The organism is Clostridium taeniosporum, assembly GCF_001735765.2.
GTDB classification, from domain to species: Bacteria; Bacillota; Clostridia; order Clostridiales; family Clostridiaceae; genus Clostridium; species Clostridium taeniosporum.
The window spans coordinates 1,934,427-1,956,309 of sequence record NZ_CP017253.2 but is presented as its reverse complement, the minus strand read 5'-3'; the positions used below and the strand labels follow the sequence as shown (position 1 = coordinate 1,956,309).

Here is a 21,883-nt window from a genome sequence, read left to right as displayed (position 1 = left end):
AATTATAGATTTTTATTTTGTTTTAAGTTTTCTTTTCTCATATAATTAGTATACCAATTATTTAATAATACTTTAAATGAAGCAGCTAAAGGTACAGCTAAAAGCATTCCAAATAATCCACCTATATTACCACCTATTAATATTGCAAGCATAGTAAATACTGGATGTAGACCTACGCTATTTCCAACTATTTTGGGTGCCAAAAGATTATTATCTATTTGTTGTACAATAATCATTGCAATAATGGCATAAACTATTTTTATAGGTGTTCCACTTAATAATCCCATTATAGCAGCTAAAATAGTACCTACTATTGGACCAATATACGGAATGAGATTAGACAAACCAACTATTATACCTATAACAAATGAATAATCTATTCTAACTATAGATAAAGCTATGGCTGAAAGTACTCCTACAAAGAAAGCTTCTAATAACTGACCACGAATAAATTTTCCAAATACTTCATGAATTGTTGCAAATATATAATTTGTTTTTTTACCAAAATGACTATTTCTAAAAATTAAGTAATAAAGTTTTTGCCAAAGATTAATAAAATATTCATAATCTTTTAGTAAGTAAATACTTATAACTAGGGCAATAAAGAAGGTAGCAACACTACTTCCTATAGATACTGCAAAAGAAGCCATTTTTCCTATATTATTTGTAATATAATTCTGAATAAAATTAACTATTTCTACTATGTGATTTTTCCAAGCATCTAAAAATGGTAAGTTTGCTAATGCTAAACTAATTGATGAATTAGAAAATGAATGTGTATTTAAATAAGTAGATATATATTCTACTATATTAGAAATACTAATATTTTTTGATAATTGTCCACCAATCATAAAGTAAATTCCACAAAGAAGTCCAAGTATTATTCCTATTATTGAAAGATAAGAAAATATAACACTTAAAGCACGACAAGTACCAGTATTTTTTATCTTATAGATATTATTATTTTTTAGAAAATTTTCTATACTTCTAGTAAGAGGAAATAAAATATATGTAATTAAAATTCCTATTATTAATGGTTTGATTAATGAAGTTATTTTAACTATAATGTTAAAGATAGTTTCTAAAATATTACCCATATTAAACAAAATAGCAAATGCAACATATATAGTTATCGCTGTAATAGCAGTATATAATCCATATTTAAATAATTTTTTATCAATATCAATCTTCATTTTTAGTCACCTTTCTAAAATTTGTATCGTTATTACAATATAATAAAATATAGTTTAACATAAATTTTAGAAAAAATAATAAAAAAATAATTAAATTTTTTTTATTATCAAAGAATTGGAGAGATTAACCTAGAAATAGATTCTAAAATTTTAGTTTTGTATCCTCTATTTTCATACTCTTTTATTGTGAGTAATTTACATTTCTCTTGATCTTTTATAAATATATTTTCATAATTTTTAGCTATATCAGAATTATAAATTAGAGCATTAATTTCAAAATTAAGTTTAAAACTTCTTATATCTAAATTAGCAGTACCAATACTACATACTGAACTATCTGAAACAATGGTTTTGGAGTGAATAAAGCCATTTTTATATTTGTAAAATTTAATGCCAGATTTAATAAGACTATCGATTGAAGCACTTAATGCCCAACCCATAAAAAAATGATCAGCCTTATTTGGAACCATTATTCTTACATCAACTCCACAAAATGAGGCGATTTTTAAAGCTTCAATCATAGGATGATCAAGAACTAAATAAGGAGTTTGTATAAATATATACTTTTTAGCATTTGTTATAATTTTCAAATAAGAATTCTTTATATATTCCTCCATATTATCAGGTCCAGATGAAACTATTTGTATTCCAACATCTCCTTTAAAAGAAGTATTGATTGTCTTTAATTGAATTTCATAAATATTTTCTTTAGCAGCATATTCCCAATCAAGAGCAAAACGTTTATTTAATTCTATAACAGCAGATCCTAAAATTCTTATATGAGTATCTCTCCAAAAGGAAAATTGTTTACCTCTATTGATATATTCATCACCAACATTAAATCCACCTACATAACCTATATCTCCATCAATAATTACTATTTTTCTATGATTTCTATAATTTAATCTAAGATTAATATATGGTGCTATATTTGGAAAAAAAACTGAAAATTTTAAACCACAAGATTTAATATATTTAATTTGTTTTTTTGTTAAGCATTTAGACCCCATTCCATCTACTAATAATCTAACTTCAATTCCATCATTAACTTTTTGTTTAAGCAAATTTATTAGTTTAGAACCAAGAGTATCAAATCTAAAGATATAGTATTCGATATTTATAAAAGATTTTGCATTTTTAATATCTTCAAATAAATCTTCAAATTTTTCTTTACCATTGATATAAGTTTTTATTTTATTTTCTTTTGTATAGATACTATAGTTAGTATAGAAATTCATTTTTATGAGATCTAAGTATTCTTCGGCAACTTCATTATTTATATTTTTATTTAAATCATTTATTAATTTTGTTATTTTGTTTTTATCGATAACAGCTTTTTTGCTAAAAATCTTTTTCTTTGATATATTTTGACCAAAAGATAAATAAAGAATAAATCCTAAAAAGGGAAAAACAAATAGAATTAATAACCAGGCCCATATAGCTGTTGTATCTCTTTTTTCAATAAATACCAAAGAAATTGCACATATAAAATTAATAATAAAAAGAATTAATGTTAAAGTTAAATATATATTCATACACGTCACCTTTTAATGTAATTTTATATCTTTATAATATATTCTTCTTATAATTAACTTTTTATACTAATAAGGTGATAGTAAATAATGAAATAGGATAAAATTTATATGAATTAGATAAAATGAGTGTATAAGAAATATTAAATATATTTTACAAATAAGTAAATTATATGTTTTAATATGTATAATGGAATAAATAACTATCATAAAAATATAGAGTGATAAAGATTAAACAGATAGGAGTATATTTGAAATATAAATAATATATAATTCTGATTATAAAAGTGATTTGATATGTATAACCATATTATTTAATCATTTTTTTATTTATAATAATTAACAAAATGTGGGGGTGGACAAATGATATTAAAGGAAGAAGAAATGAAAGAATTAAATAACATTGTAGCTTATCATAATTATCAAAAGTCATCAGTCATTGCAATAATGCAAGAAGTTCAAAAAAAATATCGTTATTTACCAAAAGAAGCACTATGTTATATTGCAAAAAAACTAGATATAAGTGAAGCAAAAATATATGGTGTAGCAACCTTTTATGAAAACTTTTCGTTGCAACCTAAAGGTAGACATGTAATAAAAATTTGTGATGGAACGGCATGTCATGTAAGAGGCTCTATACCTATATTAGAGGAGTTTAGAAAAATATTAGGGCTTTCAGAAAATAAGATTACAACAGATGATATGCTTTTTACAGTTGAAACTGTATCTTGCCTAGGGGCATGTGGGTTAGCACCTGCTTGTACTGTAAACGATATAGTGTATCCTAGTATGACTAAGCAAAAAGCTAGAGATTTAATAAAACAATTAAAGGAGGAAGCAACTAATGAGAATTAATACTAGAGAAGAGTTGAATTCTTCAATACAAAAATATAAGTTGGTTTTAGGTAAACAAGCTAAGCGAATATTAATTTGTGGTGGTACAGGATGTGTAGCTAGTGGTTCATTAAAAATATATGATAAATTGAAAGAATTAATAGAACAAAGAGGTCTTGAAATAAGTATTTCATTAGAAGAAGAACCACATAATGATAGTATTGGTTTAAAAAAGAGTGGATGTCATGGATTTTGTGAAATGGGTCCTCTTTTGAGAATAGAACCAGAGGGAATACTATATATAAAGGTTAAACTAGAAGATTGTGAAGAAATTGTTGAAAGAAGCATAATATCAAATGAAATAATAGAACGTCTTATTTATAAAAATGAAGATAAAAGTTATGGCAAGCAAGAAGAAATTCCTTTTTATGCAAAACAAACACGTATTGCTTTAGAACATTGTGGTCACATAAATGCAGAATCTATTGAAGAATATTTAGCTGTTGATGGTTATACTGCTGTTGCTAAAGCACTTTTTGATATGACACCAGAAGAAATTGTAAATGAAATATCTGAATCATATCTTCGTGGAAGAGGTGGGGGTGGTTTTCAAACAGGAAGAAAATGGTCTCAAGTATTAAAACAGTCTGAAAAAGAAAAATATATAGTGTGCAATGGTGATGAAGGTGATCCAGGAGCTTTTATGGATAGAAGTATGATGGAAGGTGATCCACATAGAGTAATTGAAGGAATGATTATAGCTGGAATTGCAACTAAATCACATCATGGTTATATATATGTTCGTGCTGAATATCCTCTTGCAGTTAAAAGGCTACAAATGGCTATAGAACAAGCTATTAAAACGGGATTTTTAGGTGATAATATTTTAAATTCTGGATTTGACTTTGACTTACATATAAGTCAAGGAGCAGGAGCATTTGTTTGTGGTGAAGGTAGTGCTCTTACAGCATCTATAGAAGGTAATAGAGGTATGCCAAGAGTTAAACCACCAAGAACTGTTGAAAAAGGCTTATTTGAAAAACCAACAGTATTAAATAACGTTGAAACGTTCTGTAATGTTCCAAGCATAATAAATAAAGGAGCAAAATGGTATAAGAATATTGGTACTGAAAAAAATTATGGAACTAAGGCTTTTGCACTTACTGGAAATGTAAAACATACAGGATTAATAGAAGTTCCCATGGGAACAAAATTAAAAGAAATAATATTTGACATTGGTGGAGGGGTAAAAGAGGGAAAATTTAAAGCAGTTCAAATTGGCGGTCCATCAGGAGGATGTCTTTGTGTTGGTGAAAATCATTTAGAATTACCACTAGATTTTGATTCGTTAAAGAAAGTTGGTGCTATGATAGGTAGTGGTGGACTAGTTGTAATGAATAATAAAAGCTGTATGGTAGAAGTAGCACGTTTCTTTATGAATTTTACTCAAAATGAATCCTGTGGAAAATGTATACCTTGTAGAGAAGGTACAAAGAGAATGTTAGAAATTTTAACTGATATTGTAGAAGGAAGAGGTACACTAGAGCATCTTGATATGTTAGAAGAATTATCAGATACCATATCTGAAACGGCACTTTGTGGTCTTGGAAAAAGTGCATCATTACCAGTAAAAAGTACCTTGAAATATTTTAGAGATGAATATATAGCACACGTTGTAGATAAAAAATGTCCAGGGGGAGTATGCAAAGCTTTAATGTCTTATGAAATAAATAAAGACAAATGTAAAGGATGTTCTAAATGTGCTAGAATCTGTCCTGCTGGAGCTATTACAGGGGAAATAAAGAAACCTTATACCATTGATAAATCTAAATGCATTAAATGTGGCGCATGTATGGAAGGATGTGCATTTAAAGCAATACAAATGGTTTAAATAATTTACAATGTATGAATTAATGGAAGGAAGGTATAATGTTATGTCAAAATATATGATAATTGATGGTAACAAGGTAGAATTTGATAATGAAAAAAATATTCTGGATTTGGTTAGAAAAGTTGGAATTGATTTACCTACATTTTGTTATTATTCTGATTTGTCCATTTATGGAGCTTGTAGAATGTGTGTAGTTGAAGATGAGTGGGGAGGAATTATAGCTTCTTGTTCTACACCGCCTAAAGATAAAATGTCAATAAAAACAAATACACCTAAGCTTCATAAACATCGTAAAATGATACTAGAACTTTTATTAGCATCACATTGTAGAGATTGTACTGTGTGTGAAAAAAGTGGGAAATGCAAACTTCAAGAGTTAGCTTTACGTTTTGGTGTGAAAAATATTAGATTTAAAAATAAAAATGAGAAAATAGAATTAGATACTTCTTCTAAATCAATAATACGTGATCCAAGTAAATGTATATTATGTGGTGATTGTGTTAGAATGTGTAATGAAATACAAAATGTTGGAGCAATTGATTTTGCATATCGTGGAGCAAAAATGGTTGTAACTACTGCATTTGATAAATGTTTGGGAGAAACAGATTGTGTAAATTGTGGACAGTGTGCAAGTGTATGTCCAACAGGTGCCATCGTTGTAAAAAGTGACATAAAATCTGTATGGAAAGAATTATATAATCCTAAAAAAAGGGTAGTGGCTCAAGTTGCACCAGCTGTAAGAGTTGCATTAGGTGAAGAATTTGGAATAAAGCCTGGTGAAAATGTTATGGATAAAATAGTAGCTGCAATGAGAAAATTAGGTTTTGATGAGATATATGATACTTCTTTAACAGCAGATATGACGATAATAGAAGAATCTAATGAATTGTTAGAAAAGTTGGAATCGGGTAGTGATAAATTTCCTTTATTTACTTCTTGTTGCCCAGCTTGGGTTAAATATGTAGAAAACAAGCATCCAAAACTTATGAAATATGTATCAACATGTAAATCCCCTATGCAAATGTTTGGATCACTGATAAAAGAATATTTTAAAGAAAAAGATATTTTAGAAGAAAAGGAAACAATATCAGTAGCCATTATGCCATGTACTGCTAAAAAAGCAGAAGCAGCTAGAGAAGAGTTTATAAGAGATGGAATCAAAGATATTGATTATGTAATTACGACAACAGAATTATGCAGAATGATTAAGGAAGCGGGTTTTCAATTTGATAAGATTGAACCAGAATCTTCAGATATGCCATTTTCTTTATATTCAGGAGCTGGGGTCATATTTGGAATTACAGGTGGAGTAACTGAAGCTGTAATTCGTGGAGTTATAGAAGATAAGAGTTCAAAAGCATTAAAAGAAATTGAATTTATAGGTGTTCGTGGAATAGAAGGATTAAAAGTTTGTGAAGTTTCATTTAGAGAAAAAAAATTACGTATAGGAGTAGTAAGTGGTCTTGCTAATGCTGAAAAGTTAATAAATAAAATTCAAAGTAGAAAAGAACATTTTGATTTTGTGGAAGTTATGGCCTGCCCAGGAGGATGTATAGGTGGAGCGGGACAACCATTTAGTTTAAAAGAAGGTAAGTACAAAAGAGCTAACGGTCTTTATAAAGTCGATAAGGTTACGCAAATAAAAAGAAGTCAAGAGAATCCAGTAATAATATCTTTGTATAATGGATTACTAAAGGGACGTTTAAAAGAACTATTACACGTTCATTATAAACATGAACAGGATGAAGAATAGTAGTAGTTTATTATAAAATTTTATATTTTAACTTTGTGTTTCAAATATGTTTTGAAACACTTTTTTATTGTACGGAAAATTATATAATTCTTAAATTCGAGAATAATTGTTATAATATTTTGTTTTAAAGTCATTAGAGGATTTGAAGAATAAAGAAATAATTATATAAAAATTTAAATTATTAAAGATTTTGATGTATAATAAACTATAAAATTTAACACTTTGGGGAAATATTAATAAATGATATAAGAACAGTATATTTATCTTTAAATAAAAAACGTATCTATATATAAATAAACATATTTTTAAAGATGGATATGTTAATTAAATAGTGTTTATAATTTTAAATGGATTACATAAATTAAAAAATGATGGCTAAGTAAATTGATGGTTATTAGGAATGGAGGGATGATATGAGAATTGGACTTGTAAGGCACTTTAAAGTTGATTATAAAAGAAGATTTCTTATGACATCAAAACAATTTAAAGATTGGGAAATGGCGTATGATACTAGTGAAGTTATAAGAAATGATGTAGAACTTCAAAATATTCATTGGGATAAATGTTATTGTAGCACATTAAGTAGAGCAATAACCACTGCTAAGGATATATATACTGACGAAGTGATTCAAAGTGATTTAATAAGGGAAGTTCCAATAAGCCCTATATTTAATACTAATTTTAAGTTGCCATTTTGGTTTTGGGCTATAAGTGCAAGGTTTGCATGGTATTTTAATCATTCATCACAAGAGGAGCTAAAGAGAAATACTGAGTTAAATGCTAAAGATTTCTTAGATTTTTTAGAGAAAGCAGCGAAGGAAGAAAAGTCAGAAAATATTTTAATAGTTACACATGGATTTTTTATGTACACTCTTCAAAAACAATTAAAGAAAAGAGGATTTAAAGGAAAAATGATACATACACCTAAAAATGGGAATTTATATTTATATAAAAGATAAATGATATTGATTATATATGTAAAAAAGAAAATATAGTGTCTGCCAGATTTTTATCACATACGCTGGAAAAGGCAGATGCTTAAAAAAATATTAATATAGATTTAAATATGCTTTTATAATATTACTTAAATTATTATATATTTTTATTGATTAATGATATTAAGAATTGTAATATAAAACATGGTGATGATTTATTTAAATCTTCAGCATGTTTTGTTTTGCGAAAAAATGTATAAAGGAGAGAAAAATGAGTGGTATAAATGTATTAGAACAAAAAAATAAGAGCATAAATTCTTTGTTTAAATTAACATGGCCAATTTTTATAGAACTTATTTTACAAATGCTTGTAAGTAATGTAGATCAACTTATGTTAAGTAGGGTATCAGAAAATGCTGTTGCAGCAGTAGGAAATGTAAATCAAATTATGAATTTCTTACTTATTACTTTTAGTATTATTACAATGGCTACAACTATTTTAGTATCTCAATATTTAGGTGCTGAAAATTATGAAAAGGTTTCCGAAATATATTCTGTAGCTATATTTTCTAATTTGGCATTTAGTATTTTAATTAGTATTATACTATTGTGCTTTAATGGGATATTTTTTAAATGGTTACAAATGCCGGATGAATTATTACGTAATGCTAAAATGTATATAAGTATAATAGGTGGTGGAATATTTCTTCAAGCTATATTTATGACTTATTCTGCTATATTACGAAGTAATGGACTTATGAAGCAAGGAATGTATGTTTCAGCAGTATTTAATGTAATTAATATATTAGGAAACTTTTTATTTATAAGTGGAGCTTTTGGTATACCAAAACTAGGAGTAGAAGGAGTTGCTATATCAAGTGTAGTAAGTAGATTTGTAGGTGTTATGTTTATAATATACATATTTAAACATAATATAAAACAACAAGTATCTTTTAAATATTTAAATCCATTTCCAAAAGAAATTTTTAAAAAATTAATGAATATAGGATTGCCATCAGGTGGAGAATCTGTATCATATAATCTTTCTCAGATGGTAATATTAACATTTATAAATATAATGGGGACAAGCTCCATTGCAACCAAGGCTTACGTTGGTATATTAGCTTGGTTTTCATTTATATATGGATCAGCAGTATCTCAAGGTAATCAAATAAGAATTGGATATCTTATAGGAGGAAATGATGAAGAGGAAGCTTATAAAAAAGTTTTGCAAACATTAAAGCCAGCAGCTTTTGTTTCAGTTATAGTATCAATACTATTATTTTTATTTAGTGATAATTTATTAAGAGTATTTACTTCAAATCCTGAAATTTTAAATTTAGGAAAGAAGGTATTGTTTATAGATATATTTTTAGAATTTGGAAGAGCTTTTAATCTTGTCATAATAAGAGGTATGCAAGCAGCAGGAGATATTAAATATCCAATATTTATTGGTGTTTTATCAATGTGGATTGTAGCTACAGGTCTTTCATATGTTTTTGGAATAGTATTTAAAATGGGACTTGTAGGCATTTGGCTTGCTATGATGTGTGATGAGTGTTTAAGAGGTTTAATATTTTATATTAGGTGGAGAAGAGGAAAATGGAGAGCTAAGTGTATAGTGACTTAATTTTAAGATTATATATATAATAACTATTGAGTTATAAATTTCATACAATAAAAATGTGGTATAACATTTTAAAGGAGTTAAACATGTATAAAAAGGGAGATTTTCATATTCATTCAACATCTTCAGATGGTGGTTGTACCCCTAAACAAGTTGTTAATTTTGCTAAAAAAAGAGGCGTTGATATAATTGCATTAACAGATCATAATAATACAGGTGGTATAGATGAAGCTGTATTAGAGGGAGAAAATATTGGAGTTAAAGTGATTCCTGGAGTAGAACTTTCAACTAAATATGAAAATGGAAGAAGAGTTCATATATTAGGATATTTTAAGGATGATAGTTATAAAGATGAGCTTCTTATTAAAATTTTAAAAGATGTTAAGAATCATAAAATAGGGAATATAAAAAAAATCTTAGGAAAATATATAGGATTTGATAAATCAGATAAATTATCGGTAGATTCAGGTATAAAACTATTAAAGTTTTTTGGAGCAACTGTTGTGCTTGCACATCCAGTACTTATAAATAGAACTGATTTTAAAAAAATCATAGAATTAGATTTTGACGGATTAGAAGCTAAGTATTTTAGTAATACAGAAAAAGATACGGAATATTTTTTAGAAGTAGCTAAAAGAAAACATCTACTTTATACAGCAGGATCAGATTTTCATAATTATAAAGAATTTTACAGAGCTCATGGCCTTATAGGGGATGTATACTTAGATGAAAATGAAATATATAACTTTCTAATAAATGGGAAATTGAACAGATATATTTAATTATTAGAATAGAGATAAGAAAAATTTATTATTAAAATAAAATTATAGATAAAAATAAATATATAATTTTAAAAAGGGATATATCAATATTAACTGGATATATCCCTTTTATTATTAAAAATATAGGATTTTAAAATTACATGAAATAAATAATTTGATTTTAAATTAAATTTAAATAAATATTGAAAAAAGATATAAAAATAATTATATTGTCTTATTAAATAATTATTATAGATAATATAATAAATTTGAAAAAATTTCTAAAAATGATATTATATTATGAGTGAATATAATATGAGTGAATGAAAAAAATCTTAGTAAATATGGTTTAAATTAGTTATATATATATTAAAAATGATCATAAACAGTCATTAATATTGAAAATAAAAGAAAAAGAACCTCTTTTTGGTACAAAAATAATGTTTTTTGAATGAATTTAAATTATTTTGACTGAAAATGATTGATTTTTACAAAAGAATAGTTTATTATAGAGATGTGGAGTGGTGAGAATGTTTACAGAAGAGAGATACAATATAATCCTTCAAGAATTAAAAGCTAAGGGAATAATTTCAGTTGTGGAACTGGTTAAATTATTAGATGCTTCTGAATCTACAGTTAGAAGAGATTTAAATAATCTTCATAATGAGGGATTACTTAAAAAAATTCATGGAGGAGCTACTCTAATAACAACGGAGACAGCAAAGCATGATTATAAGGTAAATGTAAGAAAATCACTAAATACAGATAAAAAAATTGAAATAGCAAAATATGCAGCAAGTTTAATAGAAGATGGAGAACTAATTTATTTAGATGCTGGAACAACAACTGAAGCGTTAATACAATTTATAGAAGCAAAAGATATTATAGTTGTTACAAATGCTATAGTTCATGCTAAGAAATTATTAGAAAAAAACATAAGAACATTAATATTAGGTGGGGAATTAAAAACAGTTACAGAAGCAATTGTTGGTCCCATAAGTATTGAACATTTAAAAAAGTATAATTTTACAAAAGGTTTCTTTGGAACAAATGGTGTGACAAATGAAAATGGGTATACAACTCCAGATATAAATGAGGCTATGGTAAAATCAGAAGCTATAAAAAGATGCAATAAAGCATTTGTTCTATGTGATGAATCTAAATTAAATGAAGTTAGCTTTATAACATTTGCAGCAATAAAAGATGCAGAAGTAATTACAAATAGAATAAAAAATACAGAGAGAGTATATGATACTAATATAATAGAGGTGAAGAAAGAATGATTAACACAATAACACTTAATCCTTCATTGGATTATATAGTAAAAGTTGATAATTTTAAAGTAGATTCATTAAATAGAAGTGATAATGAACAGGTTTATGCCGGAGGAAAAGGAATAAATGTTTCTATAGTTTTAAATAATTTAGGCGTAGAAAATACAGCATTAGGATATATTGCTGGATTTACAGGAAATGAAATAGAAACACAAGTTAAAGCTCATGGTGTTGATTGTGATTTTATAAAATTAAAAAATGGAATATCAAGAATAAATGTAAAATTAAAAAGTGATGGAGAAACAGAAATAAACGGTTCTGGTCCTGAAATAACAAATGATGATTTAAAGAAGTTGTATGGAAAACTTTCTAATTTGAAAGAAGATGATTACTTAATATTATCAGGTAGTATACCTAATAGTGTGCCAGATGATATTTATGAAAATATAATGAAAAATTTACTAGATAAAAACGTAGAATTTATAGTTGATGCAACTAAAGATCTATTATTAAAGGTGTTAAAGTATAAACCATTTTTAATAAAGCCTAATCATCATGAATTAGCAGAAATGTTTAATGTGGAATTAAAAAATGATGAGGATATAATAACTTATGGTAAAAAACTTCAAGAAATGGGAGCTAAAAATGTACTTATTTCTATGGCCGGTGATGGTGCTATATTATTACCTGAAAATGGTGAACCAGTAAAGAGAGAGGTACCAAAAGGAATACTAAAAAATTCGGTAGGTGCTGGAGATTCTATGGTAGCAGGATTTTTAGCTGGATATAGTAAAAATAAAGATATATATGAAGCATTTAAGATGGGAATTGCAACGGGTAGTGCTAGTGCATTTTCTGATAAATTGGCCACAAAACAAGAAGTAGAAAAATTATTATCTAAAATGTAAAAATGGGGGGAATATTTAATGAGAATAGTTGACTTATTAAAAAAACAAGGTATTGAATTAAACTTTACTCCTTCTTCAAAAGAAGAATGTATTAAAGAGTTAGTAAATTTAATGGACAAAACAGGAAATTTAAATAATAAAGAGGAGTATAAAAAGGCTATTATAGCAAGAGAAGCACAAAGCACAACAGGTATTGGTGATGGTATTGCTATACCTCATGGAAAAACTAGTGCTGTAAAAAGAGCTTCATTAGCAGCTGCTGTATGTAAAAATGGGGTGGATTATGATTCATTAGATGGTCAACCAGCAAAATTATTTTTTATGATTGCAGTTCCTGATAATAGTGATAATTTACATTTAGAAGTTTTAGCTAGACTATCTACTATATTAATGGATGAAGAATTTAGAAATAGTTTAGTTAATTGTACAGATAAAGATAAATTTTTAAAACTTATAGATGAAAAAGAAAGCGAAAAATTTCCAGAAGAAGCTGAAGAACCTAAAAAAACATCTAATGATGGATATAGAGTTTTAGCTGTTACAGCATGTCCAACAGGAATAGCACATACATATATGGCAGCAGAAAGCCTTGAAAATAAAGGAAAAGATCTAGGCGTTGCAATAAAGGTTGAAACAAATGGTTCAGGAGGAGCTAAAAATGTTTTAACTCAAAAAGAAATTGAAGAAGCAGAATGTATCATTGTTGCAGCAGATAAAAATGTTGAAATGAGCAGATTTGATGGCAAAAGAGTTATAAAAACTAAGGTTGCTGATGGAATACACAAAGCAGAAGAATTAATAAATGAAGCTATAAGTGGAAATGCTCCTATATATCATCATAGTGGTGGTAATGTTTCGGAAAAAGAAAATATAGAAAATGAAAGTATTGGCCGTCAAATATATAAACATCTTATGAATGGAGTATCACATATGTTACCATTTGTAATAGGTGGAGGAATATTAATAGCATTAGCATTCCTTTTTGATGATTACAGTATTGATCCAAGTAATTTTGGTATGAATACACCGATTGCTGCATTCTTTAAAACAGTAGGTGGAACAGCATTTGACTTTATGCTTCCAGTACTTGCAGGATTTATTGCAATGAGTATTGGAGATAGACCAGCTTTAGCAGTAGGATTTGTTGGAGGAGCTTTAGCTAATAAAGGTGGATCAGGATTCTTAGGAGCATTACTTGCTGGATTTATTGCTGGTTATTTAGTTGTTTTATTAAAAAAATTATTTGATAAATTACCTGACAGTTTAGAGGGGTTAAAACCAGTGTTGTTATATCCATTTTTTGGAATATTATTAATTGGAGGAATTATAATATTTGCTGTTAATCCTCCAGTTGGAGCTTTAAATACTATGATTACAGATGGACTTAACTCAATGGGTGGAACAAGTAAAGTTCTTTTAGGAATAGTATTAGGTGGAATGATGTCAGTTGATATGGGTGGTCCTGTAAATAAAGCAGCTTATGTATTTGGTACAGCATCACTTGCAAGTGGAAACTTTGAGATAATGGCAGCTGTTATGGCTGGTGGTATGGTTCCACCACTTGCAATAGCTCTATGTACAACATTCTTTAAAAATAAATTTACAGCAAGAGAAAGACAATCAGGTATCACAAACTATATAATGGGATTATCTTTCATTACAGAAGGTGCAATACCATTTGCAGCAGCAGATCCATTAAGAGTAATACCGGCATGTATAGTTGGTTCAGCAGTAGCTGGTGGATTATCAATGTTCTTTAACTGTGCTTTAAGGGCACCACACGGTGGGGTATTTGTTATACCAGTTATAAGTAATCCTCTTGGATATATTGCAGCAATAGTAGCAGGAGCAGTAGTTGGTATGATAATACTTGCTATATTAAAAAAATCAATAAAAGTTAATAAATAAACATCCAATACACCCCATTATAGTAGATGATTTTACATAATGGGGTGATTTTTTATTATGTATATCTAGAAAAATATAACATTTTTTAATTATGTTAAAATTTTATATAAATTTCAATAAAAAATGTTGCAATATAATATTAATGATGTTATACTATATAAGTAATATATAAAGATTTCGTCAAGATAAGTACATTTCTCCTTTTAGAGAATTATATGAGTCAGTAGTAATCTTTAAATAAAAAGGAGGAATTTTAAAATGGAAGATAAAATAATCGTATGTAAAGACTGTGGTCAAGAATTCACTTTTACAGTAGGAGAACAAGAATTCTACAAAGAAAAAGGATTTGAAAATGATCCAGTAAGATGTGGAGCTTGTAGAAGAGCTAAAAAAGAAAGAAATAACAGATAATAGTTTGTGATTTTTAGAGTTATAAGATTTTCTTATAACTCTTTTTTATATATTTTAATATGTTGACCTGAATATCTGATGCCATCTTCAAAATATTTCCAACCGGTTTTTTCATAATAATTATCAAGAGTTGTATATAAAAATAAATTAGAAAAACCATTATTTTTGCAATAATTTAATACGAAATTCTGAAGTTTTTTTCCTATATTTTGATTTCTATATTCTTCTTTAACGTATAATGCTGATAACCATGGATATAAATCTTGTCTACTTATTAAATCTGTTCTCCACAAACTAATAGTACCAACTAACTCATTGTCTAGAAGTGCTATAAAAGTTAATGGAAGGGTATTTTTTTTAAAACTATGTTTTATAATAATTTCATAAAAATCATGATTAGTTTCGTTACCAAATTCACTCCAAAGCCAATTTATTATTGTTTTTGAATTTTCTTTATAATCTGCTAAATATGCTATTTTAAGCAAATGATATCCTCCTTTTTTGTAATTACTTATTATTTAAAGTTTTATCTCTAATAGATATATATATTAAATACCATATGAAAAAAAATACAAAGGCTAAAAATACAAGTGTTTTACTTGGATTAAATTTAATAATAAAAATTATCAATAACATATATAGTGCTGTATTAATTATTTCTAATAATAAAAAATTATTTTTATCAAAATATTTATTTTGTTTATTTAATTTATTAGTAGTTTTTTTATAGTTATATATGGTACTTAATAAAGTGATTATTATTAAAAGTAGTATCAACATTAACATCTCCTTAGCATTTATATACATTATAATTAAATTAATACTTATAATTCCATATTAATTTAATTATAACATAACATAAAATAAAAGGAAAAAGATACAAATGAGATAATTATTGACGTTATATATAAATTATATTAATCTATATATAGACAGATATCTATATTAGGAGGGGTTCTTTAATATTATGGATACAGTATATGAAAGAAATTCTAAAATATTTAAAGCATTAAGTGATCCAAATAGAATAAAAATATTAGATCTTCTTTCTTGTGGAGAAAAATGTGCTTGCAATATATTAGAAAGTTTTAAATTTACACAACCAACATTATCACATCATATGAAAGTTTTAATAGAATGTGGACTAGTAGAGTGTAGAAAAGAAGGAATTTGGAATCATTATAAATTAAATATTACTAATTGTAATAAACTTGTTTTATTTTTAATGAATATAGTTACAGAAACAGATAATTGTATTTGCAAAGATTTATTGAAATCTAAAGATAGTAAGTAATTATAAAGGAGTAGGAATAAATTATGAAAATAAAAGTTGCTTTTATATGTGTACATAATTCGTGTAGATCACAAATGGCAGAGGCTTTAGGAAAACTTTATTGTGGCGATATATTTGAGAGCTATTCAGCAGGAACAGAAGTTAGCCCTAAAATAAATCAAGATGCGGTAAAAATAATTAAAGAATTATATAATATAGACATGAATAAAACCCAAAAGTCAAAATTATTAAATGATATACCTAAAGTAGACATAGTAATAAAGATGGGTTGTAATGTAGTGTGTCCATATCTTCCAGCTAAACATACAGAAGATTGGGGATTAGAAGATCCTACAGGAAAATCTTATAAAGAATTTATAAAAACAGCTAAACTAATTCAAGAAAAAGTGCTTGATTTAAAAAAGAGAGTTCTTAGTAATGATATATAGATAATTTAGTAGTTTTAACAAATAGAAGTGATTCAATAGCTATATATATTCAAGGTACATTAAAAAATAATTCAGATAAATAAGCAACTTATATTTAAATTAAAAAGAGCAGTGATAGAAGCTGCTCTTTTATAATTTTAGCTCAACAGGTTTTGATAATTCTATATGAGTTTCACTAACTGTACATTCATATACAAAAATATCTACACCTTTAGATTTAGCTTTTTTAAGGGCATTGGCAAACTTAGGATCAGTATCATCATTAGGAGAAAAACTTTTTACTCCCTCTAACTGTATTAAAAAAATAACACCAGCGCCAATATTATTATTTTTTACTTCTATTAACTCAAGTAAATGTTTTGTACCTCTTTCAGTAGGAGCATCAGGAAATCTGCAAAATCCATTTTCCTCTAATGTAACTCCTTTTACTTCTAAGTAATACTGATTATTTAAAGAATCTTCTAATTTAAAATCAAATCTACTGTTTCCAAAAGTTTTTTCTCTATAGATTTTTGTATAATTTTCTAAACCTTTAATTTTCTTATTAATAAGAGCTTCTTCAACAACTTTATTTGGTATTTGTGAATCAATATTTACTAAGGTATCATCTTTGTAAGCCCCAATTAAGCTAAATCTAGTTTTTCGATGTGCACCATTTTCTTCTCTTATTAATGCTTTGCAACCAGGAATTAATATTTCTTTACATCTTCCGGTGTTTGGTACATGTACTAATTCTTCTTTCCCATCAACAACAACATATCCCTGAAATCTGTTAGGACGCTTTATAAATTCAACTATTCGTGTGTTTTTATCAAAAATCATATATTATATACTCCTTAAATATTTAAATATAATATCTATAGTTTAACTAAATAAATATATATTAGTACTATAATTTTATTATAACTCATTTTTATTATTGAGATAAATATATTAATAGTAATTATTATTTAGTTATATATATTATAAAAGATGTATGCTTTTAAACATACATCTCTTTACTTAATCATTTCTTTATCCCAAATAAAAAGTTGATCAGAATTGTTTAAACAACCAAAAAGGTTTTTCTTAAAACAAGGTATTTTACTATTTAGATCACTAATTAATTCTTTAATATCTTGTCTTTTAGTCTTACCATCAGCAGGACAAGGGTTTTTTATAACAGGGAAATTATATTTTTTAACAACTGTTTTAATTTTTTGTTCTTCTATGTAAATCATAGGTCTTATTAAGGTTATTGTATTTTTGTGCATAACTGTTTTTGGTGAAAAACAATTAATTCTTCCTTCATAACACATTGACAACATAAGTGTTTCTAGAGCATCATCTTTATGATGTCCAAGTGCTACTTTATTACAACCTAATTTTTCAGCATTATCATTTAATGCACCACGTCTAAGGTTTGCACATAAAGAACAAGGATTTTTTTCTTTTCTTAAATCAAATACAATTTTTTTTATATCAGTTTGTATTTCATAAAAAGGCATATTCAAGTCTTTACATAAAGTATGTAGTGGTGAGTTATCTACATCTCCAGGATTTAAAGTAATTGCTATAAGATCAAATTTTTGTGGCGAAAATTTTTTATATGTGTTTAAAAGATGTAGTAGAGTTAGGCTATCTTTTCCACCAGAAAGTCCAACTGCTATTTTATCACCATCTTGTATCATATCAAAATCATTTATTGCTTGTCGCATTTTACTAAGAAGTTTTTGCATTTAGTATATTCCTCCTAAAAATTCTGTATAAGTAATTATAGTATAGAAAAAACAGAATTTAAAGATATTTATTATTAAGTAATATTGTAGTTGATTTTTTATATTTATTATATCAGTTACTATATTAGAATTTTATTAAATACAAAAATCCTATAAGATGAGCCCTGATTTTATCTTATAGGATTTAAATTTTATATTTTAAAGTAAATTGGTAAATTAACTTTATTACATATTTAGAATGAATTCTTCTTTAAATTTATTTATAGGAATAGGTTTTGAAAAGAAGTATCCTTGAACCATATCACACTTAATTTCATTTAAAAAGTTTACTTGCTCTTGTGTTTCTACTCCTTCACATAAGACATTTATTTTGAGTTCTTTTGCCATTTTCACAATATTAGTTACTATTATTTTATCTTTGTTACTTATAGTATTTTTAGGGAAAAAACTTTTATCCAGTTTTAATACATCTATAGGTAATTCTTTTAAAATATTCAATGAAGAATATCCAGCTCCAAAATCATCTATTGAAAAAGTAAAACCAAGATTTTTTAATTCTCTTACGACTTGTAAAACTTGTTTTATATTATCGAGAAAAATAGTTTCTGTAAGCTCTAATTCTATTAAGTTCATTGGAATATCATATTTTTTTATTAAAGAGGTTAGTCTTGATATGAAATTATCACTATTTATATGAGCTCTTGAAATATTTATAGATATAGGAATAATCTTTAATTTATTATCTATCCAATTTTTTAACATTTTAAAAACTTCTTCATATACATAAAAATCTAATTCAGTTATAAAGCCGTTTTTTTCAAATAATGGAATAAAATCTGCAGGGTAGAATACTGTATTATTAGGGGCAATCCAGCGGACAAGAGCTTCAGCACCAACTAATTTTTTATTAGATAGATTTATTTTAGGCTGTAAATAAATAGTGAATTCTTTGTTTTCTAATGCATCCATCATTCGATTTTCTATCTTTTTTTCTTTGGTAGATTTTATATGAAGTTTAGAATCATAAAAAGCAAATTGGCTTTTATGTGAACCTTTAATAGTTTTTCTAGCTACATTTGCTTTATCAATCATTGAAATTAAGGTATCATTTACGTTGTTTACCAAATAAATTCCACTAATTATAGAAATCTTTAAGTGGTTGAATTCTTCTTTTTGAAGCTTTATGATCTGATCATTAAATTCTATGAGTCTACTTTTTAAACTATCAATATCTTTATATTTTATTAAACTTAAAAAATTATCAGCAGAAGGTCTACATACTAATTCATCTTTATAGATGGATTTAGAAATGATATAAGAAAATTTAAATAAAACTTTATTTCCAACAGAATATCCAGCAGTTTCATTTATATATTTAAATTTATCAAAATCAGAATAGATTAAGGCATATTTATTATTAGTTTTATTTAATAATTCACTTGCCATAACTTCAAATTTAGGCAATGTAATTAAACCTGTTAAAGAATCTTTAGAGATGATTCTATCTAAGAAATTTGTTATATCTGAAAAATAAATTAATTTTGCGTTAGTATTATTTGGTAATTTTATTTTTGAAGCCGTTAAACTAATCCAAGTTTCTAGGATAGGATGGAAAAATTCAACTGTATTATTAGGTGTATTTTTATTTAATTTAGATAATGGACAATGCATACACGGAATATGGCTGTTAAAAAAAGTTTTGTAACAAATTTCACCACATTTTGCATTTGAAAATATATTTTTTAGGTTTGGACTCATATATAATAATTCATGACTATTGTCTTTTAAAACATAGGTATATAGATTTTGGGAGTTTGTTATTGATTGGAAAAAAAGTTTTTCTTTTTCCAGATATTTAGTAGCACGTATTTTTAATAAATAGGAAGTTATTACTTTAGTTATTGAAGTAAATAATTTCATTTCATTTGTTGTCCAAAAATGTTTTTCACAGCAATTATAATAATTAATAGAACCTTCAATTTGTCCATTGTTTTTTATTAGACATTGTAAAAAAGATTTTACATTAAGCTTATTATATAGAGTTTTATTTTTTTCAGGTAAGTTAAGGCTATAATAATCATTACAAATAAATACTCCATCATCATTAAACTTAGAAAAATAATAAATCCAATCATTGAAAAATAGATTTTTAAATTCATCTTCATAGCATTCTGTTTTACAATTACACCATTCATGTGTAATTATAAAATTATGATTTTCATTTGAATATAGAAGTATGCTTATTCTGCTTAAATTAAAATATTCACCTATTTTTGAAAGAATTAATACTATATCTTCATCTATATTATCACTTTCTGATAATATATCAAAAGAATAAGAGAGTAATTTATTTCTAAAAGTATTATTATATCTATTATATAAATTATTTTTTGAGTGGAAATTAAAAATATCACTTTCTTTAAAAATGTCCATTTTATTCTTATCATAAAGTTCAAAACAATCTTTGCCGTATCTTTTAGCTAAGTAAAGGGCATGATCGGACTTTTCAAAAAGTTCATAATAGTTATCACCGTCATTTGGAAAAACTGATATACCTATGCTACAAGAAATATTATGATTTAAATCTATATTTATTTTTTTCATGGAATTGCATATTTCATATGCTTTGTTAGATAGATTTTCAATAGTGTTAAAATTTTTATGGAATACTATAAATTCATCTCCACCTATGCGTCCTATAATATCACAATTATTAAAGCAAGATTTTAAAGTTTTAGATACTTTTAAAAGAATTTCATCACCAAACATATGACCTAGATTATCATTTATACACTTAAAATTATCAATATCAATTATCATAAGAGCATAGGAATTAGAAGAATTAAGTTTAATTGAATCCTCAATTAGAATTTTGCTAGCAGTTTTATTATATAATTTAGTTAATGGATCTAATTGTACTTTTAATTTTAAATTTTCTAGTTCTAATTTTTGTTGAATATTTTTGTTTTCTGTTATGTCATTAAGAATACATATAAATTGACAATTATTATTTTTATTACATATACAACGTCCAATTAAAAGTAACCAATTAAATTTATCATCATTAAAATTAACTCTAAATTCAATTTTAATATTATCTCCAACATTATGTTTAGTTAAGAAAATATCATTGAATAAATGAATATCATCTTGGTGAATAATAGAAAGAATGTCATTTTTGTAATCTTTATTAAGTTTATCTTTTTTTAGTGTTAGAATCTTGAAAAATTCAGGGTTAGCATAATATATATCAAAAGAATTATTAAAATTAATTAATGCTAATCCACAAAGATTAGAATTATAAAACAATTTTATTAAAAACTTATTTAATATTGGGTTTAATAAAAAAGTTATTTTATCTTTAAGTTTACTCATATTATTTCCTCTCTTTTTATTAAGTAATAGTATACAAACAT

General features: G+C 26.0%; 18 protein-coding genes. 12 read left to right on the top strand and 6 right to left on the bottom strand.

Going from position 1 to position 21,883, the window contains the following annotated elements; all coding sequences use genetic code 11:
- Positions 1–2: 2 nt before the first annotated feature.
- Positions 3–1,193, bottom strand: coding sequence for an AI-2E family transporter (locus BGI42_RS08975; protein WP_069679990.1), 1,191 nt, complete (start codon positions 1,191–1,193; stop codon positions 3–5).
- A 107-nt stretch (positions 1,194–1,300) separates the two neighbouring features.
- A complete protein-coding gene (cls, locus tag BGI42_RS08970) occupies positions 1,301–2,728 on the bottom strand; it encodes a cardiolipin synthase (RefSeq protein WP_069679989.1) in 1,428 nt (475 codons plus the stop codon).
- A gap of 360 nt (positions 2,729–3,088) precedes the next feature.
- Between cls and BGI42_RS08965 the strand changes: the two genes are divergently transcribed.
- The 10 genes from BGI42_RS08965 to BGI42_RS08920 all read left to right on the top strand — a co-directional run bounded on the left by BGI42_RS08965 (position 3,089) and on the right by BGI42_RS08920 (position 15,027).
- Positions 3,089–3,580, top strand: coding sequence for an NADH-quinone oxidoreductase subunit NuoE family protein (locus BGI42_RS08965; RefSeq protein ID WP_069679988.1), 492 nt, complete (start codon positions 3,089–3,091; stop codon positions 3,578–3,580).
- Positions 3,570–5,450, top strand: coding sequence for an NADH-quinone oxidoreductase subunit NuoF (locus tag BGI42_RS08960; RefSeq protein WP_069679987.1), 1,881 nt, complete (start codon positions 3,570–3,572; stop codon positions 5,448–5,450). Before BGI42_RS08965 ends, BGI42_RS08960 begins: the two co-directional genes overlap by 11 nt.
- A gap of 43 nt (positions 5,451–5,493) precedes the next feature.
- Complete coding sequence (locus tag BGI42_RS08955; RefSeq protein WP_069679986.1) at positions 5,494–7,203, top strand: [FeFe] hydrogenase, group A; 1,710 nt, start codon at positions 5,494–5,496, stop codon at positions 7,201–7,203.
- Positions 7,204–7,616: 413 nt separating this feature from the next.
- Positions 7,617–8,162 carry a phosphoglycerate mutase family protein gene (locus BGI42_RS08950; RefSeq protein ID WP_069679985.1) on the top strand — a complete coding sequence of 182 codons (546 nt, stop codon included), beginning with the start codon at positions 7,617–7,619 and terminating at the stop codon, positions 8,160–8,162.
- 247 nt (positions 8,163–8,409) lie between these two features.
- On the top strand, positions 8,410–9,768 hold the full coding sequence (locus BGI42_RS08945) for an MATE family efflux transporter (RefSeq protein ID WP_069679984.1): 1,359 nt from the start codon (positions 8,410–8,412) through the stop codon (positions 9,766–9,768).
- An 83-nt stretch (positions 9,769–9,851) separates the two neighbouring features.
- Positions 9,852–10,547, top strand: a complete 696-nt coding sequence (locus tag BGI42_RS08940; RefSeq protein WP_069679983.1) for a PHP domain-containing protein — start codon at positions 9,852–9,854, stop codon at positions 10,545–10,547.
- Between the two features lie 509 nt (positions 10,548–11,056).
- Positions 11,057–11,809 (top strand): DeoR/GlpR family DNA-binding transcription regulator, encoded by a 753-nt coding sequence (locus BGI42_RS08935; protein ID WP_069679982.1) that lies wholly within the window; start codon positions 11,057–11,059, stop codon positions 11,807–11,809.
- Positions 11,806–12,708, top strand: a complete 903-nt coding sequence (pfkB, locus tag BGI42_RS08930) for a 1-phosphofructokinase (protein ID WP_069679981.1) — start codon at positions 11,806–11,808, stop codon at positions 12,706–12,708. The genes BGI42_RS08935 and pfkB overlap by 4 nt, the downstream gene beginning before the upstream one ends.
- 18 nt (positions 12,709–12,726) lie before the next feature.
- Complete coding sequence (locus BGI42_RS08925) at positions 12,727–14,616, top strand: PTS fructose transporter subunit IIABC (RefSeq protein ID WP_069679980.1); 1,890 nt, start codon at positions 12,727–12,729, stop codon at positions 14,614–14,616.
- Between the two features lie 258 nt (positions 14,617–14,874).
- A complete protein-coding gene (locus BGI42_RS08920; RefSeq protein ID WP_069679979.1) occupies positions 14,875–15,027 on the top strand; it encodes a zinc-ribbon domain-containing protein in 153 nt (50 codons plus the stop codon).
- 32 nt (positions 15,028–15,059) lie between these two features.
- On the opposite strand, the gene BGI42_RS08915 is transcribed toward BGI42_RS08920, so the two are convergent.
- The gene (locus BGI42_RS08915; RefSeq protein ID WP_069679978.1) at positions 15,060–15,512 is read right to left on the bottom strand and encodes a GNAT family N-acetyltransferase; all 453 of its coding nucleotides are present in this window, start codon (positions 15,510–15,512) and stop codon (positions 15,060–15,062) included.
- Positions 15,513–15,994: 482 nt separating this feature from the next.
- Here BGI42_RS08915 and BGI42_RS08905 point away from each other — a divergent pair, with 482 nt between their 5' ends.
- Positions 15,995–16,321 carry an ArsR/SmtB family transcription factor gene (locus tag BGI42_RS08905; RefSeq protein ID WP_069679976.1) on the top strand — a complete coding sequence of 109 codons (327 nt, stop codon included), beginning with the start codon at positions 15,995–15,997 and terminating at the stop codon, positions 16,319–16,321.
- Between the two features lie 23 nt (positions 16,322–16,344).
- Positions 16,345–16,749: an arsenate reductase ArsC gene (locus tag BGI42_RS08900; RefSeq protein ID WP_069679975.1), complete on the top strand. Its 405-nt coding sequence runs from the start codon at positions 16,345–16,347 to the stop codon at positions 16,747–16,749.
- 129 nt (positions 16,750–16,878) lie between these two features.
- Here BGI42_RS08900 and sfsA read toward each other — a convergent pair whose 3' ends face one another.
- The 3 genes from sfsA to BGI42_RS08885 all read right to left on the bottom strand — a co-directional run bounded on the left by sfsA (position 16,879) and on the right by BGI42_RS08885 (position 21,842).
- Positions 16,879–17,571 (bottom strand): DNA/RNA nuclease SfsA, encoded by a 693-nt coding sequence (sfsA, locus tag BGI42_RS08895; RefSeq protein ID WP_069679974.1) that lies wholly within the window; start codon positions 17,569–17,571, stop codon positions 16,879–16,881.
- A 176-nt stretch (positions 17,572–17,747) separates the two neighbouring features.
- Entirely contained in the window at positions 17,748–18,467 is a 720-nt protein-coding gene (locus tag BGI42_RS08890) for a tRNA 2-thiocytidine biosynthesis TtcA family protein (RefSeq protein ID WP_069679973.1), read from the bottom strand.
- A 225-nt stretch (positions 18,468–18,692) separates the two neighbouring features.
- Entirely contained in the window at positions 18,693–21,842 is a 3,150-nt protein-coding gene (locus BGI42_RS08885; protein ID WP_069679972.1) for an EAL domain-containing protein, read from the bottom strand.
- Between the last annotated feature and the right edge of the window lie 41 nt (positions 21,843–21,883).